At 71.8% G+C, this 17732-nt stretch carries 14 protein-coding genes and 2 pseudogenes; 9 read left to right on the forward strand and 7 right to left on the reverse strand.

Annotation, left to right across the window (positions count from 1 at the left end):
• Positions 1-23 precede the first annotated feature (23 nt).
• The 3 genes and pseudogenes from ACIHAR_RS07190 to ACIHAR_RS07200 all read left to right on the forward strand — a co-directional run bounded on the left by ACIHAR_RS07190 (position 24) and on the right by ACIHAR_RS07200 (position 6312).
• Positions 24-1710, forward strand: a pseudogene (locus ACIHAR_RS07190) (ribonuclease J).
• A 285-nt stretch (positions 1711-1995) separates the two neighbouring features.
• Positions 1996-2212 (forward strand): annotated as a pseudogene (locus ACIHAR_RS07195) (NAD(P)/FAD-dependent oxidoreductase); the annotation flags it as partial.
• Between the two features lie 329 nt (positions 2213-2541).
• Entirely contained in the window at positions 2542-6312 is a 3771-nt protein-coding gene (locus ACIHAR_RS07200) for a S8 family serine peptidase (protein ID WP_400017612.1), read from the forward strand.
• Positions 6313-6377: 65 nt separating this feature from the next.
• Here ACIHAR_RS07200 and ACIHAR_RS07205 read toward each other — a convergent pair whose 3' ends face one another.
• Positions 6378-7379: a helix-turn-helix domain-containing protein gene (locus tag ACIHAR_RS07205; RefSeq protein WP_365453291.1), complete on the reverse strand. Its 1002-nt coding sequence runs from the start codon at positions 7377-7379 to the stop codon at positions 6378-6380.
• A 421-nt stretch (positions 7380-7800) separates the two neighbouring features.
• Between ACIHAR_RS07205 and ACIHAR_RS07210 the strand changes: the two genes are divergently transcribed.
• Positions 7801-8676: a PhzF family phenazine biosynthesis isomerase gene (locus ACIHAR_RS07210; protein ID WP_365453288.1), complete on the forward strand. Its 876-nt coding sequence runs from the start codon at positions 7801-7803 to the stop codon at positions 8674-8676.
• 114 nt (positions 8677-8790) lie between these two features.
• Here the strand turns inward: ACIHAR_RS07210 and ACIHAR_RS07215 are convergent, their stop codons facing one another.
• The 6 genes from ACIHAR_RS07215 to ACIHAR_RS07240 form a co-directional block, all read right to left on the reverse strand.
• Complete coding sequence (locus ACIHAR_RS07215; protein ID WP_400017614.1) at positions 8791-9513, reverse strand: SMI1/KNR4 family protein; 723 nt, start codon at positions 9511-9513, stop codon at positions 8791-8793.
• A 144-nt stretch (positions 9514-9657) separates the two neighbouring features.
• Positions 9658-10164: a DUF6584 family protein gene (locus tag ACIHAR_RS07220; protein ID WP_365453283.1), complete on the reverse strand. Its 507-nt coding sequence runs from the start codon at positions 10162-10164 to the stop codon at positions 9658-9660.
• A 245-nt stretch (positions 10165-10409) separates the two neighbouring features.
• Positions 10410-11510 (reverse strand): GMC family oxidoreductase, encoded by a 1101-nt coding sequence (locus tag ACIHAR_RS07225; protein WP_400017617.1) that lies wholly within the window; start codon positions 11508-11510, stop codon positions 10410-10412.
• A gap of 118 nt (positions 11511-11628) precedes the next feature.
• Positions 11629-12687, reverse strand: a complete 1059-nt coding sequence (locus ACIHAR_RS07230) for a MerR family transcriptional regulator (protein ID WP_400017619.1) — start codon at positions 12685-12687, stop codon at positions 11629-11631.
• 119 nt (positions 12688-12806) lie between these two features.
• Complete coding sequence (locus ACIHAR_RS07235) at positions 12807-13073, reverse strand: VOC family protein (protein ID WP_400017621.1); 267 nt, start codon at positions 13071-13073, stop codon at positions 12807-12809.
• 164 nt (positions 13074-13237) lie between these two features.
• Positions 13238-13891 (reverse strand): RNA polymerase sigma factor, encoded by a 654-nt coding sequence (locus tag ACIHAR_RS07240; protein ID WP_400017623.1) that lies wholly within the window; start codon positions 13889-13891, stop codon positions 13238-13240.
• 210 nt (positions 13892-14101) lie between these two features.
• Here ACIHAR_RS07240 and ACIHAR_RS07245 point away from each other — a divergent pair, with 210 nt between their 5' ends.
• The 5 genes from ACIHAR_RS07245 (at position 14102) to ACIHAR_RS07265 (ending at position 17684) form a co-directional block, all read left to right on the forward strand.
• Positions 14102-14914, forward strand: a complete 813-nt coding sequence (locus ACIHAR_RS07245; RefSeq protein ID WP_400017626.1) for a DUF4397 domain-containing protein — start codon at positions 14102-14104, stop codon at positions 14912-14914.
• Positions 14907-15581 carry a class F sortase gene (locus ACIHAR_RS07250; protein ID WP_400017628.1) on the forward strand — a complete coding sequence of 225 codons (675 nt, stop codon included), beginning with the start codon at positions 14907-14909 and terminating at the stop codon, positions 15579-15581. The genes ACIHAR_RS07245 and ACIHAR_RS07250 overlap by 8 nt, the downstream gene beginning before the upstream one ends.
• A gap of 197 nt (positions 15582-15778) precedes the next feature.
• The gene (locus ACIHAR_RS07255) at positions 15779-16261 is read left to right on the forward strand and encodes a hypothetical protein (protein WP_400017630.1); all 483 of its coding nucleotides are present in this window, start codon (positions 15779-15781) and stop codon (positions 16259-16261) included.
• Positions 16192-16635, forward strand: a complete 444-nt coding sequence (locus tag ACIHAR_RS07260; RefSeq protein WP_400017632.1) for an anti-sigma factor — start codon at positions 16192-16194, stop codon at positions 16633-16635. The genes ACIHAR_RS07255 and ACIHAR_RS07260 overlap by 70 nt, the downstream gene beginning before the upstream one ends.
• Positions 16636-16814: 179 nt before the next feature.
• Positions 16815-17684 carry a helix-turn-helix domain-containing protein gene (locus ACIHAR_RS07265; RefSeq protein ID WP_400017634.1) on the forward strand — a complete coding sequence of 290 codons (870 nt, stop codon included), beginning with the start codon at positions 16815-16817 and terminating at the stop codon, positions 17682-17684.
• The last annotated feature ends 48 nt before the right edge of the window (positions 17685-17732 follow it).

Consider the following 17732-nt stretch of genomic DNA (forward strand, 5'->3'; position numbering starts at 1 on the left):
CCACTCTCCGGTAGCGTCAAGGTATGAGTCATCCGCACCCCGAACTGAAAGCCGCCCCGCCCCTTCCCGAAGGAGGGCTGCGGGTCACCGCCCTGGGCGGCCTGGGTGAGATCGGCCGCAACATGACTGTCTTCGAGCATGCCGGCAAGCTGCTCATCGTCGACTGTGGCGTGCTGTTCCCCGAGGAGACCCAGCCCGGCGTGGACGTGATCCTGCCGGACTTCACCTCGATCCGGGACCGCTTGGACGACGTCGTGGCCCTGGTCCTCACCCACGGCCACGAGGACCACATCGGCGGTGTGCCGTATCTGCTGCGCGAGCGGTCCGACATTCCCGTCGTCGGCTCCAAGCTGACGCTGGCGTTCCTGGAGGCCAAGCTGAAGGAACACGGCATCCGGCCGCGCACAGTGCGTGTGCGGGAGGGCGACCGGCGCGGCTTCGGGCCCTTCGACTGCGAGTTCGTCGCGGTCAACCACTCCATCCCGGACAGCCTCGCGGTCGCGATCCGCACCGGCGCCGGGATGGTGCTGCACACCGGCGACTTCAAGATGGACCAGTTCCCTCTCGATGACCGCATCACCGATCTGCGCGCCTTCGCCCGTCTCGGCGAGGAGGGCGTGGACCTGTTCCTCACCGACTCCACCAACGCCGAAGTACCCGGCTTCACCACCTCCGAGCGTGAGCTGAACCCGGCGATCGAGCAGGTGATGCGCACCGCGCCGCGCAGGGTCATCGTCTCCAGTTTCGCCAGCCATGTGCACCGTATCCAGCAGATCCTGGACGCCGCCCACCAGCACGGCCGCAAGGTCGCCTTCGTCGGCCGGTCGATGGTCCGCAACATGGGCATCGCCCGCGACCTGGGCTATCTGAAGGTCCCGTCCGGTCTGGTCGTGAGCACGAAGGAGCTGGAGAAGCTCCCGGACCACAAGATCACTCTGGTGTGCACCGGCTCCCAGGGCGAACCGATGGCCGCGCTGTCACGGATGGCCAACCGCGACCACATGATCCGCATCGGCAAGGGTGACACCGTCCTGCTCGCCAGCTCCCTCATCCCCGGCAACGAGAACGCCATCTACCGGGTGATCAACGGGCTCACACGGTGGGGTGCCCACGTGGTCCACAAGGGCAACGCCAAGGTGCACGTCTCCGGGCACGCCAGCGCCGGTGAACTCGTCTACTGCTACAACATCGTCAAACCGCGCAACGTCATGCCCGTGCACGGCGAATGGCGCCACCTGCGGGCCAACGGCGACCTCGCCATCCGTACCGGCGTCGATCCCGAACGGGTCGTCATCGCCGAGGACGGCGTCGTCGTCGACCTCGTCGACGGGCGCGCGTCCATCACCGGCAAGGTCCCCGCCGGCAACGTCTACGTGGACGGCATGGAAGTCGGCGGCGCCACCGAAGCCTCCCTCAAGGACCGCCTCACCCTCGCAGAGGAAGGCGTCGTCACGGTGGTGGCGATCGTCGACGCGGACACCGGCGCCCTCGCCGAGGCCCCCGACTTCCTGGCCCGCGGCTTCGTCCACGACGACACCACTTTCGAGCCGGTCATCCCCGTCATCGAGAAGACTCTGGCCACAGCGGCCGAGGAAGGCGTCGGGGACGCGCACACAACTCGAACAACTCATCGCCCGCGCCGTGGCGAACTGGGCGTTCCGCACGCACCGCCGCAAGCCCCTCATCATCCCCGTCATCATCGACGCCTGAGCCACGGCCCGGCAGGCGTCCGGGGCCGGACGCCGATGCGTTCGAGGTGAAACTCGCCGGCGTCGGTGCCACAGTCGGCCTCGCCCTCCTCGTCCTTGTAGCGACCGCCGGTCTCGACGACCTCACCGGCGATCGCCTGCGCATCGCGGCCGCAGCCGGAATCAGTACCGCGATGTCCGTGGTGGCCGACGGGATCGCCGCAACCCTTCTCGTCGCTTTGATCCGGTGCCCGACACCGTCGGCACGGCATCAGCTGCCGTACCCCGCCAGTGGTGTCGTTGACATGGCGGTTCGACCCGCGCCTTCCCCAACTCCGGGCCTGCGCAGCAGGCGGTCGGACTGAAGCACGTTGAGGAGGCGGTGGCCGTTCGCGGTCGGCTGATGAGACCGCGTTCGACCAGGCAGCGTCACTGCCCCGGGCGTCGAGCGGCGCAAACTGCTCACCATCACGTCGGTGGGCGGAAGGCCCTCCGGTGCAGAGGGCTTCGGCGAACTGTTGTCTGCCCCGGACCTCAACCAGGTGTATGGGAAGGGAAGTCGATACTCGGCTCCGGGCAAGACCTCTGCATCGCAGGCGTCGGCGCAGCATCCTGCCAGAGGGGGGAGACAAGCATGCGTCGGTCGGACCGTTGTCGACTCCCGATGACGTGCCATCAGGCCTCGCTGGGGTCGGCGCCTTCCCGCCGTCGTCGCCATGACGAGCCGGGCCCGTGTCGCCATTGGGACAGGGCCCATCCCTGCCACGGAAATCCAGTGACAGGCCCTCCTCGCTCACCGGATTCTGTCCAGCGCGTGAACACCTTTTCGCGCTGAGTGGAAGGCTGGGAGTGAATGAAAAGAACCCGCCTACTGGTGGCGACTGCCGTGGGGCTCGTACTGAGCGTCGGCGCCGTGCCACCGGTATCGGCACGGACCGGCACCGCGGACGCGGCGCCGTTTGGGACCGCCGTCATGGGGAAGACCGCGACCGTGCGGCTGATAACCGGTGACCGGGTGACGGTCACCACGGGTGCCGCGGGCAGGAGCACAGCCTCCGTCGAGCCCGGCACCGGGCGGCGGGGAGTGCTGTTCCGCACCATCGAGCAGGACGGACACCTTTCGGTCATCCCGTCGGACGCCGCGGACCTGGTCGCCACCGGACGGCTGGACCGCGATCTGTTCGATGTGACCGCGCTCGTCTCCCAGCAGTACGACGAGGCTCACACCGACGCGCTGCCGCTGATCGTGGAGCAGGGCGCGAACGTCGCGGACGGCACCATGAGCCGGCTCACCCGTCTCGCCGACGACGGCGCCCCCGCACAACGGCTCGACAGCATCAATGCGCTGTCGCTCCGCGTCGCCGACAACGACCTCGGCGCGTTCTGGAAGCACCTGGCCTCCGGCGCCTCGAAGGACGGCGCCCGTGCCCAGGGCACGCCCAAGGTGTGGCTGGACAGCCGCGTCCGGCCCTCCCTGGACCGCAGCACCGCCCAGATCGGCACGCCGGCCGCATGGCAGGCCGGGCTGCGGGGCAAGTCCGTCAAGGTCGCCGTCCTGGACACCGGCGCCGACGCGTCCCACCCCGACCTGGCAGGCCGTATCGCTCGGGCGGAGGACTTCTCCGGCAGCTCCGGCACCGGCGACGCCTTCGGCCACGGCACCCATGTGGCCTCGATCGTCGCAGGCAGCGGCGCCGCGTCCGGCGGCACGCGCAAGGGCGTGGCACCGGAGGCCGACCTGCTGATCGGCAAGGTCCTCGGCGACGACGGCTACGGCACCGAGTCCCAGGTCGTCGCCGGTATGGAGTGGGCGGCGGCCCAGGGCGCCAAGGTGGTCAACATGAGCCTCGGCTCGGAGAGCGCCGGCGACGGCCAGGACCCGATGAGCCTGGCCCTGAACGCGCTGACCGAAAGCACCGGCACGCTCTTCGTGGTGGCGGCCGGAAACGCCGGTGAGCTGGGGCAGAGCACCGTCGGCTCGCCCGGCGCGGCGGACGCGGCCCTCACCGTCGGCGCGGTCGACCGCGACGACTCCCTCGCCTCGTTCTCGAGCCGGGGCCCGCGCCTGGGAGACAAGGCCGTCAAGCCCGACGTGACCGCGCCCGGAGTCGACATCGTCGCGGCACGCGCGGCCGGCACCACGATGGGTCACCCGGTCGACGAGCACTACGTAGCGGCGTCCGGCACGTCGATGGCCACCCCGCATGTCGCCGGCGTCGCGGCCCTCCTCGCCCAGCGGTACCCGAACTGGGGCCCGCAGCAGCTGAAGGACGCGCTGGTGAGCACCTCCCGCACCATCGCCGGCCAGAAGGTCATCGAACAGGGCGGTGGCCGCGTCGACGTCGCCGCCGCCGTGCTGGGACCGCTCACCGCGACCGGAACCGTCGCTCTCGGCACGTACGAGACCGGTGGCGGCAGCCCCCGCTCGACGAACGTCCGCTACACCAACCACTCCGGCGAGGACCTCACGCTCACGCTCGACGTCCGGCTGGCCACCACCTCGGGCCGTGAGGCCGCCGAGGGCGCGGTGCGCCCCGGCACGGACTCGGTGCGGGTCGCGGCGGGCCAGACCGTCGACGTGCCCGTGACGGTCGACCCCTCCCGCCTCCAGCGGGGCGCCTACTACGGCTATGCGACCGCCACTTCCGCCGACGGCGAGGTGAAGGTCCACACCACGCTGAGCCTGCTGGTCAAGGGCCCCGTCCACCGCCTCACGGTCACCACCTACGACACCAAGGGCAACCGCTCCGGCGCGCTGCCGACGATCTGGGGGACCGACGGGTTCGTCCGGTACGCCGACGAGGACCGGGGCATCGCCGAGGTCGAGGAAGGCACCTACCAGCTCGATCTTCCCTCCATCGCATCGGACGGCTCGGAGCTGCGCCATGTGATCCTGCCCGAGGTGAAGGTGACCAAGGACACGGCGGTCACGCTCGACGAGCGCAAGACCACCAAGGTGGAGATCCGCACCCCGCGTCCGGCGGAACAGCGCGGCATCCTGAGCTACCAGATGCACCGGGAGATCGACGGTGTCGGTCTGACGCAGGGCGTCATGTACTTCGACAGCGCCGAACGGATCTACGTCAGCCCCACCGCCGAAGTCACCGACGGCACCTTCGAGTTCGCCTCCCGCTGGCAGCTCGTCGCACCGCTCCTGCGGGCCGAGGTCCCCGGGTCCGGCATCGGCCTGCGGGCCTACTACATGCCCCAGTCGCCGCTCTTCGACGACCGCGGCCGGCGTCTGACCGCCGTCGACGCGGGGGATCTCTCCGCGCCGCGCTTCGACCGCGCCCGCGGCAAGCTCGCCGTGGTGACCAACCGCGACAACGTCTACGAGCCGGACACGCTGACGAAGGCCGCCGAGGCCGGGGTCGCGGCCGTGGCCCTCGTCCACTTCAGCGACCAGCCGTGGACCCGTTGGGAGCCCACCGGCGACCGCTGGGCGCTGCCCGCCGTCAGGATCGGCGCCGACGCGGGCGCCGAGTTGCTGAAGCGCATCAAGGACCGCAGGACGCAGGTGCACTTCACGGGCACCGCACGCAGTCCTTACCTGTACGACGTCATGCAGGTCTCCTCGCAGCGCATCCCCAGCAAGGTGGTGCACACCGTGACGGAGGACAACAGCGCCGTCATCCGCACCACGTACGCCGACAACGGCGGTACGCCGTGGGCGTCCGAGCAGCGGTTCGCCCGGCGTCCGTACCAGGACTTCGCCTGGCTCCAGTACTCCCGGTTCGTCCCGACGGGCTTCGAGCGCACCGAGTACGTCTCGGCGGGGAACACCGCCTGGGAGCACAAGGTGCACCACGAGACCATCAGCCAGGACCGCGAACTGACGGTCGGGATGCGCAGCGCCCCGCGCACCTACCGTGCCGGTGAGCAACTGCGGGAGACCTGGAACGCGTCGGTCGTGCGTCCGTCGATCCCGCGCGGCGCCGGTCTCGCCTCCGTCCAGGACGGGAACGTCCTGGCCCTGCGCATACCGGAGTTCACCGACTCGACGTCCGGGCACTGGTCGCGCAAGCTCGCGAGCTCGGGCGGCGACGGCGGCGTCGGCACGGGCGCCGGCGTCTCCCAGCAGGGCGACACGGCGAAGGCGGTCCTCTTCCGCGACGGCAAGGAGATCGCCGAGGCGGACAGCGCCTGGACGGACTTCGAGGTGCCCGCCGGGGCGGCCGACTACCGGCTGGACCTGTCGACCAGCCGGACGTCGGATGAGTGGGCGTACGGCACCGCGACCGAGACGTCCTGGTCGTTCCGGTCCGCTGCCGGCGGCGAGGCGAAGCTGCTCCCGCTGCTCCAGCTCGACTACGACGTCCCGGTGGACGAGCGCAACGAGGTCAAGTCCGGCCGTACGCACGCCGTTCGGCTGGCGGTCCGCGCTCAGGACGGCCTCGCCGCGCCGAAGGGCGTGGTCATGCGGGTCGAGGCCTCGTACGACGACGGCCGGACCTGGAGCCGCGCCTCGCTGCGCGACCGAGGGGCCAACGCCTACGAGGCGACCGTCACACGGCCGTCCGGCGTGCGCGGCGACGCGTACGTGACACTCCGGGTCACCGCCCATGACGCCGCCGGCAACAGTGTGCGGCAGACCGTGACACGGGCCTACCTGCAGCAGGGCTGAGAGAGTCACCGCTCCGAGGTGGTGCGGCCGGCGATGTCCGTCGGCCGCACCGCCGTCTCTCCCGCTCAGACCCAGTTGCGGCGCGCGGCCTGCCAGCCGAGCTGCATGCGGGTCGCGACACCGGCGATGGTCATCAGGTGCTGGATGCGGCGCTGGACGGTGCGTCTGCTGATGCCGAGCTGCCCGGCGATCGACTCGTCCGTGATGCCCGCGACCATCAGGGACAGCAGGCGCTGGTCGTCCACCGTCAGGGAGTCGGCATCGGATTCCAGCATGTGTGCGCCGATCCGGCCCTCCGGAGTCACCCGCAGCGGAGCCCCGATGTCCCAGTACCGTTCGAACAGCGCGACCAGTGCTTCCAGCAGACTGCTGCCCCGCACGACGACCGCCGTCACCTCGCGCGGGTCACCCGCCGGACCGGCCGGAGCCAGCGGACAGATCGCCACGCACCGGTCGGCGATCGCCATCCGCAGCGGCAACGTCGGCACCGCACGCGCCGCCTCCCCGGCCCGCACCGCCCTGGCGATGTTCTCCATTCCGCCGGTGTCGTCGAAGTAGGCCTGCTCGTACAGGACCCGGTAGTTCACGCCGCGCGCCAGGGCGTCGAACTCGGCCTGGTTCGTGCCGGACGGCATGGCGACGTACTGCGCCCTGCAGAACCACAGCAGCTCTTCACGTGCGCTGTCCTGGACCTGCCTCAGCCGCTGGCGCAGCGCACCGGCCCCGGTGACGAACTCGACCACCTCACCCGCGTCGCGGATCCAGGCGTTGCGCCGAAAGGTCTCCATCAGCTCGGACACGGCCGCGCGGGCCTTGCCGAGCTCGTCGGCGCGGCGCTCGAGCCGCGGCAGCAGGGCCACGTCCGGCGGATTGGCGGCGAACCGCCCCGAGACGCCCTCCACCCCACGGGCCAGCCCCTTCTCCTCCAGCGCGCCGAGCAACCGCTCGGCGGTCCGGGCGTCGAACCCCGTCGCCGTGGCCACTTCGCCCGCCGACGCCGTGACGGCGACGACGAGCGCGCGGTACACATCCGTCTCGGCGACCGAGAGCCCCACCGCCTCCAGCATGTTCTTCCTCCCCAGCCCCCTGTCGGCCACGCCGGCGCAGCGGGGGCAGTCGATCCTCGGCCTTGTCTCCGCCGGATCTCCGCTGCTGTGCATGCCTTCGCACAGCGCCCCTGTGCGGCAGTCACCATCGAAGAGATCGCCCGTACCGCCGGACTGGCGCACCGACCGCTTTGCGCCACGTCAACGGCAACGAGGGACTCTACGCCCAGGTTGTACGGGAGGTCGACCCACGGCTGCGCGTCGCACCGGAACCTGGAGCAGGCGCACTGCCGGCCGAGCAGAATCGCCAGCTGTTCCGCGCACCTTTCAGGCTCATGGCCGAGCACGGGCCCCCGTACGAGGTGGGTGACCTGGCAGGGCAGGCCCCAGCCTCCGCCCGTGTCCGGGAACAGACTCGGCCGCGCCCCACGTTGGCACGATCATGACGACGAACGCGCCGCGGCCCGAGGTGCTGCGATACACCGCCTTCTCCAACGTCCCCGAGGGCGGAAACCCCGCCGGCATCGTTCTGGATGCCACCGGCCTGGACGACAGCGACATGCTGGCCATCGCCGCCGACCTCGGATACTCGGAGTCCGCGTTCCTGACCGCACCCCCAGAGGGCCTCGACGGCCAGGAGGGACGGGCGTACAGCATCCGCTACTTCAGCCCCAAGGCCGAGGTGCCGTTCTGCGGGCACGCCACGGTCGCCGCCGCCGTGGCGCTCGCCGAGCGGATCGGTTCCGGGAAGCTGGTGTTCGCGACGCGCGCCGGGACCGTGCCGGTGGAGGTGTCCGAGGAGGGCGGCACGGTCAGGGCCACCCTCACCAGTGTCGAGCCGCACATCGAGGAGGTCGCCGACGCCGACCTCACCGAGGCGCTCGCCGCGCTCGGCTGGCCGGCCGCCGATCTGGACCCGTCCCTCCCGCCCCACATCGCCTTCGCCGGCGCCCGCCACCTCGTCCTCGCTGCGGCGACGCGCGCCCGCCTGGCAGATCTCTCCTACGACTTCGCGCGCCTCGAAGCCCTGATGCACCGCTTGGATCTGACGACGCTCCAGCTGGTGTGGCGGGAGTCGGCCACCGTCTTCCATGTCCGTGACCCGTTCCCCGTCGGCGGTGTCGTCGAGGACCCGGCGACCGGCGCCGCAGCCGCCGCGTTCGGTGCGTACGCCCGTGAGCTCGGCCTGGTCCCCGAGGACGCCGTCCTCACCCTGTACCAGGGCGAGGACATGGGCCGCCCCGGCGAACTCACGGTGACGCTGCGCGCGGGTGACCCGCGCGTCCGTGTCAGCGGCGCCGGTACCCGCCTCAGGTGAGGCGCCGCCCGCAAGACGACGAGCGCCGCCGGACCTGCGACGTCGCCCGCGATGCCCTTGGCCGGTCCCTCACGCCGGCCGCATCACCACCCCCGGCGCCGCTGGGGCCGCGGGTCAGCCGACCCAGCGGCCGGGGAGGTCTGCGCGGATCACCTCGAGATCGGCTACCGCGTGACCGCGTGCATGGATCCAGCAGTGGTCCTGCGCACCGTCCCGGCGCAGCAATCGGCCAGTGGCCGCATACCAGCGCACCGGCGAGTCCTCCTCGCTCGCCCACATCGGATAGTCAGGGAGGTTGACGGGGGAGTAGCGAGCCTGGAGGCTCGGCACCAGCGCGTCCGGCAGCTCACAGGCGTCGTACAGGCTGTCGGCTCCGAAGAGTGACTCGCTCAGCACCAGCTCGACCCACGCCAGGGACATCCGGTCGAGGAAGGGAATCCAGCCCTGGTGGGATTCCACCACCACCGGAGGATCGTCCTGCTCGAACCGGTCGAGGGGAATCGCCCAGGACGCGCAGTCCTGGTTCTCGCGACGAAAGACCAGGACGCCGCCCAGGGCGTCGTCGACATAGAGCCCGGCCGGTGGGACCAAGGGGTCCTGCTGCCGGGTCAGGTCGTCTCGGTGGCCCAAAAGCGCGTATCCCTCTCGCAAGGCGGCGGGGAGTTGGAAGCCGAGACCGCCTTCCGCGGCTGTCAGCTCTTCCTCCGCGCAACCGTCTTCGCGCCGCAGAGGGCGACCTGACCACTGACCAGCGAACCAGCGCACGAAGTCCCAGGCCTGCGACCGGTTGTGCACCCCGCTTCCGAGTGCCACCGACACATCAGGACTCTCCAGCATGGCGGGGACCCTACGGCCTCCCCCGGACAGCCGGGCAGGCGGGAGAACGTTCGGTCGGCTGGGCGCAGCGCGGCGATCGGTTTGCCGAACTGACGTGGGCTCAGCGGTGAACACAGCGGCCGCGACTATTGCGGGTGACCGGCGTCAGTCGAAGAGGGCAACGAGTCCGTTCACCCAGATCGCGAGGAACGCAAGGAGCGCCACCAGACATCCGGCCCCCGCCAGGAAGTCGGCGAACGAGCTCGCCCTGCTGTCCTCCTTCCCGGCGGATGGCGCCGTGTCCCAGTCGACGGGGTGTCCCACGGCTTCGGAGCAGGCTGCCCGTACCGCGGCCAGTTGCTCCTCGGCGAAGGCCGTTCGGGCGAGCGACTCAGGACCGTGCCAGGCGAGTGCCCGCATGCGCTGCGGCGCTGTGCGGTACCGCGCCTCGAAGGCGGAGGTCTCGGCTTCGTCCCGGTCCCGCTCGAGGTACATCCAACGGCCCGCTTCCGCAGGCTCCGCGTACAGGCGGTAGACCTCGGCCAGGCGGCGACGAAGCATCAGATCGTTCGGAAAGGACGACACCAGCCCGCGCAGGCGCTGGCGCGCGACCGGAACCCGGCCGGCGGCCAGGTCCGCATCGACTCGGGCAAGGGTGTCTCGCAACGGCATGAACGCATGATCCGTTACAGCAGTGACTGCCGTCGACCTGGTTTCCTCGCTCCGTACTCGCTCGTCTCCCGATGCGTAGCGCCTGAACCCTGGGCCCTCGTCGTGGTGGAGAGCGCGACGGACACCGACGCCACACGGCGAGCGGCCTTCGCCCGTGGGCGCTGCGGGCGAAGGCGCAGGAGTTGAGCGGTACTGGAGCCGGCGTCGCCGTCGACGACTTCGGACCGCTGCCACGCGGACGCGGCTCAGGCAGTGCCGACCGCTGCCCGGCGGATCGGCGCGTCGTGTCCGGCAGCGGAGTGCAGGTGGTCCAGGAGCGGGCCGGCGCCTCGGACGGCGAGGGCGACGGAGGTCAGCGTCGGGTTGCAGGCGGTGGCGGTCGGGATGACGTTGTTGCCCGCGACCCAGAGGCCCCGGGTGTTCCAGACCCGGCTGTGACTGTCGCAGACGCTGGTGCCGTCGTCGGCAGGCCCCATGCGCGTGGTGCCCTGGTAGTGCAGCGAGCTGCCCGCGGGCAGGAGGACGGGGGAGTCGCCCAGGGGGATCCCCACGGCCGTTGCCGCTTCGGCGATGGCCTCCTTGGGCTGTTCGATGGTGGACAGATCCCGCTCGGTGTAGCGGTAGTGGACGCGCATGGCGGGCAGGCCGTAGGCGTCGGCCGTGGTGTCGTCGAACTCGACGCGGTCCTCGGCGGTGATGTCCTTGGCGCAGAACCAGCCCAGCCCCACGACGGCGCCGGGCTCGACGGTCGTGTCGTCGGCGAGCGGGAGGGGCGACGCGTCGAGCTGCATCACCTGGCCCTGGAAGGGATGTGCGTCGGTGTAGGGAACCCAGCTGACACCGCTCTGGGGCACGATGGCGCCGTCTTCGTCGCGGGTGCGGTCCGTGACGGCGCCATGGGCGGTGACGACGCCGTCGGGCAGGCGGGCGGCATGGACGATCTGCGGCTGGTCGTTGAGGTAGCGGCCCAGAGCGGGCGGGCGGATGCCGGAGGCGTGCAGCAGCTGCGGGGTGCGCAGGGCGTCCGCGGCCACGACGACCGCCCGGGCGGTGATGGTCCTCTCCTCGCCGTCGACCATGTTCCTCAGGGTCACTCCGGTCGCGGTCCCGGCGTCCAGGAATGCGCGGGATGCCGGTGGCCGGCCCCGAGGGGTTGACCGGCGCTGTCGTGGGTGCGGCGGGTGCTCTGGCTGCGGCTGGTTGGGCGCTGCACCTGGATGCCGCATCCTCGGCGCCACCGTCCGGGCGGACGGCCGGGAGGGGTGCGTCCGGATCGCGCTCCGCCGCAACGCAGCACCAGCGCCCGGCGCTTTCGCCGAGGCCACGAGGAACGGCGGCCTGGGCATCACGGGCGTGGCGCGTCACCGCGTCCGCTGCCCTCCGCACCCCTGGCGGACCTCAGAACGGTGAAGCAACGACGTCGGCGCCCAGGCAGTGGACGGCCGGGGCGTCCGTCGCCGCGGTTCACGGGGACTCCGGTGCGTGCTCCTCGCTCGCGGACGGCACGTCGTCGCCGGGCCGGCTCGCGGAGACCATGATCCGGACCGCGTCGCCCAGTCCGTGCGGCCGCAGGAGACCCGGATCCGAGCGCAGGCCCCATCCCGGGCCGCACAGCAAGATCTGACTGCGAGTGCGGGCGCCGTGGATGCCCCAGCGGAAGGCCGCGAGGTGACGGGCGAGCGGAAGGTCGGCGGTGCTGCGGGACTGCGACCACAGAGCGACGGCGGCGGGAGCGATCCTCCGTACGGTGGCCTCCAGGGCCGCGACCGGGACCGAACCGCCCAGCATCAGAACGCGCCGGCCGTGCTCCGCCAGCACCGCGGTGAGCGCCTCCAGCGGGAGGGTGTGCTGCTCGCCCGGCAGACACGCCAGGAGAACCGGAGGCGAGCTTGCGGGCCCGTTCCGGGCGACCGAGCGCGCGTAGGCGTGGCAGAGGGCCGCGGAGACGTGCCAGGAGAGCAGGTGTTCCACCTCCACGTACCGGTCGTCGGAGGACTCCCATGCGCGCCCGACCGATCGCATGGTCGGGGCGAGCACCTCCTCCCATGCGGTGACCAGGCCGTACGACTCGATGGCCGCAGTGATCCGCTCGTGCACGGCTTCGGCGTCCATCCGGACCGCCGCCTGGGCGAGTGCCCGGCACCGTCGGCGTGAGTCCGCGAGGGACGGGGAGCCTTCCGGGGCAGTGTCGGGGCCGGACGACGGCTCGCCGACCGGTGCGAGCGGGCGGGGGGCCGTGTCCGCCGGGGCCTCTTCGGCGGCGTGGCCGTCCGTGGCCCGGATCTGCGCGACGCGGGCCGCCTCCGCAGGGGGGACGCCCTCCGCGGTCAGACGGCACATCTCCCGCACCATCGCGACGTCCTCGGCCGTCCAGCGCCGGTGACGTCCCTCTGCCCTCGTCGCCGGTCCCAGCCCGTAGCGGCGGCCCCACGACCGCAAGGTGGTGGGGGAGATGCCGAGCCTGCGCGCGAGTGCACCGGTCGTGATGCCGGGCCCGGCGCTGCGGTCCTTGGTGACGTCCATCCTCTGCCTCCACCGCCGTAGCGGACATGCCCGGCCTTGGGGCACGTGGTGTGTTCGCGATCCGGGCGGGACACGGATGCGCTCCGGCGGACCGAGCCGCTCGGGTACGGCAGCTGCGTTCACCTGGTCCGGCCCCGGCCAGGTCGGTGGCTACCGAAACTCCACTCGCGGCCTTCGGGGTCGAGGACCCGGGCGCGACGGGCGCCCCATCCGGTGTCCTCCGGAGGCAACACCGGTCGGCCGCCCGCGCGCACGGCGCGGTCGTAGAGCACGTCGACGTCCGGCGACGCCAGGTAGACGCCGGTTCCGGTCGACGCGCCGCGCAGCGGGGAAACGTTGTACGCGGCATCGGACTCGCGACCATCACGGCGGCCCGTCCCAGACACAGCTCGGAGTGGACGACGCGACCGCCCTCGCCGTCCACGCGTGACGTCGCGACGAATCCGAGCGCCTCCAGCCAGGCGATGGCCGCGGGGGGTCCGCGTAGCTGAGATATGCGTGCAAAGACGTCTCGTGCGGTTCCATCATCGGCTCCAGGACGGCAACGCGGTCAGGCCTGGGGGGCCATCACACGGCGCAGCGAGAGCAGGGCCCGCCGGATGTGACTCTTCACCGTGCCCAGAGGGAGCCCCTCGTGCTCGGCGATCTGCACCTGGGTCATGTCGCCGTAGACGGCCATCCCCAGCAGACGCCGCTGCACAAAAGTCAGGTGCTGGAGTTGCTGCAGCACGAGGACGCGCAGGACGGCGGCCTCGCTCTCGTCGACGCCCCAGTGCACTGCCGCCTCCTCGTGCATCGCCGCGGACGCGTTCTCGATCTCGGCCCGACGGGCCCGCGCCGCGTGGGCGTCCGCGATGGCGTGGCGGGCGATGCCGACGAGCCAGCCGCCCAGCGCGCCGCGCTCGGGCCGGTACCCCGCGCGTCCGCGCCAGGCGGCCAGGAAGACCTGCTGGGTGACGTCCTCGGCGTCCTGGGCGTCGTTCAGGGAGCGCCGGGCGAGCGTGTGCACGAGTGCGCCCCACTGCCGGTACGCCAGGGCGAGGGCCTGCTCGTCTCCGGCGCGGAACCGCCGGGCGAGCTCGGCGTCGGCGGGAGTCTCCTCGTGCGGTGGCGGCGGACCGGACGTACCGACCGGTCCGGTCTGGCGCGGACACGTGTGCTCAGCGTCGGCGCTCAGGTGTACGGCGGGCCGAGTAGAAGCCATGGCGAGCTCCCGGATCGAGGATCAGCGTCGGCACGACCGTCCTCCGAAACGATGCGCGATCGCAAGACGCATCGTTCGCGCATCGAAACGGCGAGCCCTGCGCACGCAAACACACCGGCCCGCGAAAAGCCTGCATCCTCCCCGGAGGCGCCCGGAGAAGACCCTGTGAACTCACTCGCAGGCAGTGAGCGGTTCGAAGGGACAACAGTGATGAACTCCCGGACTCCTCTGGTCGCGGCGGCTACCCTCGGCGTGTTCGCGCTCGCACTGGGCGGCGCGGGAACCGCGACGGCCGCCGACGACGACCAGGCCATGGTCTCCGTCTTCCACGCCGTACCCGGCCTGACGGTCGACGTGTACGCCAACGGTGACGAACTGCTTCCGGACTTCAAGCCGGGCGAGCTCACCAAGCCGCAACCCCTGCCCGCCGGCTCGTACGACCTCGAGGTCTTCGAAGCGGGAGCGGATCCCAAGGGCCAGCCCGCCATCCAGAAGACGGTCGAGGTCCCGGCAGGGGCAAATGCGACCGTCGTGGCCCACCTGAACGCCGACGGCAGGCCGCAGTTGGACGCCTTCGTGAACGACACCGCGAAGGTGGAGGCCGGCAAGACCCGTCTGACGGTCCGTCACGTCGCGGCCGCGCCGGCCGTCGACGTCAGGGCCGGAGGCCAGCCGGTGTTCACGGGGCTGGAGAACCCCAAGGAGGACACCGGCACCGTGGACGCCGGCACCGTCTCGGCGGATGTCGTGCTGGCCGGTACCGATGACGTGGTCGTCGGCCCCGCCGACCTCAATCTCACCGAGGGCACCACCAACATCGTCTACGCCTGGGGCAGCGCCCAGGACAAGAACCTCGCCCTGAAGGTGCAGACCCTGACCGGCATGCACTCCGCGCCCTCGGGCGTGAACGCCGGAACGACCGACAAGAGCGAGCCCTGGATGGCCTACGCCGCCGGAGGCGGCCTGCTCGCCCTCGCCGGCGCGCTCACCTCTCGCCGCGTGGTGTCCGGCAGCCGTGTCTGACACCAGGCCGGCCCCGCGGTTCCGGCGGCTTCAGACAGTGGCGACCGCGCTGCTGGCCGTCTCCGGAACCGCGGTGCTGGCTCTCGCGCCGTCCGGCGAAAGCCTCCCACCGGCCGCGGAGTTCGACCAACGGTCGTCCGTCGCGCCGCCGTCCTCCCCGCCCGTCCGCGCGGCGCCGGCCGGCCCTTCGGCGGCGGCGAGGCAGGGGCCCGCGGCCGCGCCCCGCCGTCTCGACATCGAGCGCGTCGGTCTGAGCGCCGAGGTCGAGCCGGTAGGCGCAGCCCTCGACGGCAGTGCGGAGATCCCCGAAAATCCGGACGACGTCGGCTGGTACCGATACGGCCCGGCTCCGGGAGAGCCCTCCGGTTCCGCCGTGGTCCTGGGGCACGTGGACTCCCGCTCGGGGGACCTCGGCGCCTTCGCCGCCCTCTTCGACGTCCGCGCGGGCGACGAGGTGACCGTGCGGCGGGCCGCCGGGCCCCCGGTCACCTACCGGGTCGCCGCCCGCACCGAGGTGGCCAAGGAACGCCTGCCCGCCTCGGCCTTCGCCAGGACCGGCGAACCGGTACTCACCCTGATCACCTGCGCACCCCCGTTCGACGAGGACCAGGGCGGCTACCAGCACAACCTCATCGTGACGGCGGTCCCGGACGCGGGGCCGAAGTGAGGCCGCCCGCTGAGGAATCCCTGGCATCCTCGAGCAGCTGTCCGCGCCCGACCCGGAGGAGATCATGACCCGTCGCCGACCGGCTGCCGTCCGCGCACGGGCCGACGCGAGGGCGGACACCGAGCCCTGCGCCCGGCGCTCACCCCTCCCACGTCCACCGGCTCCCGCCGCCTCGCCGAAACGAGGGGAGGCGCGGCATGGCAGAACATCTGGACGCCGACGAGCTGACCGACCTGGCCCTCGAAGCCGACGCCCGACCATCCGCGCAGCAGCGCGACCACCTCGACCGATGCCCGCAGTGCCGCACGGAGCTCGAACAACTGCGCCAAGTGGTCCGTGCCGCGCGCGCCGTGTCGACCGACGACCTCCTGACCGCCCCACCCGACCGGGTGTGGCGCTCGATCGCGGCAGAACTCCGGCCGGCAACATCCCCGGCGGCGCGGACCGCGAGCGGCGCCACCGCCCCTGATCCGTACGGCCACCACTCCCGCGGCCACGCATGGCTGCGCCGCCCAGCTGGGCGGGAGCGCGCCTGGCTGCGCCGCCCCGCCCTGCTGCTCGCCGCCGCGAGTCTCGCCGTCGGGGCGCTTGCGGGCAGCGCCGTCACCTCGTGGCGGCTCAGGCCGCCGGTACGGTCCGTCTGGTCCGCGATGTCGAAGCCGACCGCCAGGTCGTGGTGACCGTGAAAGGCCTGCCGCCCACGGACGGCTACTACGAGGTGTGGCTCATGGACCGGAGCCGCACCAGACTCATCGCGCTGGGCGTCCTCGGCCCGGACGGCAGCGCCACGCTGCCGCTTCCCGAGGGGATCGACCTCTCGGGCTACACGCTGATCGACGTCTCGGCGCAGGAGAACAACGGGAACCCCGCCCACTCGGGCGAGAGCGTGGTGCGCGGCAGACTCCCCACCGTCGACCTACCCGCAGCGCGCCGGACCGGCACCCACACGCCCGGGAACGGGGCGAGGGCGGACCAGCTTTCGGGGCATGCCTTCGTCGACAGGGCCGGCGCTGTCGAAGCCGACGGTGGTCCTGGCCGTGAGGCACTCTCCTGAGACGGTGACGACGTGTCGTGGCGCACCCGCGCGGCGGGCCCGGGGCCCGCACCCTGCCGGGCGACGCCTCCACGTTCCGGCAGCCTCCACACGAGCGGGAGAGCCAGGTTCTGCCTGGGAAAGAACCTGCCCCCTCACGCGTCTGCCGTGGCCGTCGCGGCGCGATGACACTGGAGAGCATGACTGCAGACTCCGACTCCCGGGCGCTGGGCGCCTTCCTCAAGGCCCGCCGGGCCCAGCTGACACCGGGGGAGTGCGGCCTCCCCGAGACGGACTCCGCCCGCAAAGTCTCCGGACTGCGCCGCGAGGAGGTCGCCCAGCTCGCCGCCATCAGCGTGGACTACTACACACGGCTGGAACAGGGCCGCGTCCGGGCATCCGCATCTGTGCTCACCACCCTGGCCCGCGCCCTGCGCCTCGACGACGACCAGCAGACCTACCTCTACGAACTCGCCGGCCGTAGCGACGCCCGCTCACCCCGCCGTCGGCCCGCCCAACGCCTGCGTCCCGCCATGCGGCGGCTGCTCGATCAGCTCACCGAAACCCCCGCGCTCGTCCTCGGCAAACGCCTGGACATCCTGGCCTGGAACCCCGCCGCTGTAGCCCTCTACGCCGACTTCTCCGCCCTCCCGGCCCACAGGCGCAACTACCTGCGGCTGCTGTTCATGAACCCGGTGGTCCGGCAGCTGCACCAGGACTGGGCCCACGACGCCCGGGAAGCCGTCGCCGCGCTGCGCATGGAAGCCGCGGCCGACCCCGACGATCCCGACCTCGCCCAGCTCGTCGGCGAACTGTCCCTCCAGGACGCCGACTTCCGCACATGGTGGGCCGAACACCGCGTCAACAGCGCCAGGTACGGCACCAAGCACTACCGCCACCACATAGTGGGCGACCTCACCCTCGACTGCGACACCTGGACCGGCCCCGACGGCTCCGGACAGCGCCTGATGATCCTGACCGCCGAACCCGGCAGCCCCTCCCACGACGCGCTGCGCATCCTCACCTCATGGACCACCCGGCAGGCGAGCACCGACCGACCGAGGGCCTGACGCGGTGACCACCTGGAGACCCGAAGATCTCGCTTGCCATGGTTCACG

This window comes from Streptomyces sp. NPDC052016 (assembly GCF_044548445.1).
Classification (GTDB): domain Bacteria; phylum Actinomycetota; class Actinomycetes; order Streptomycetales; family Streptomycetaceae; genus Streptomyces.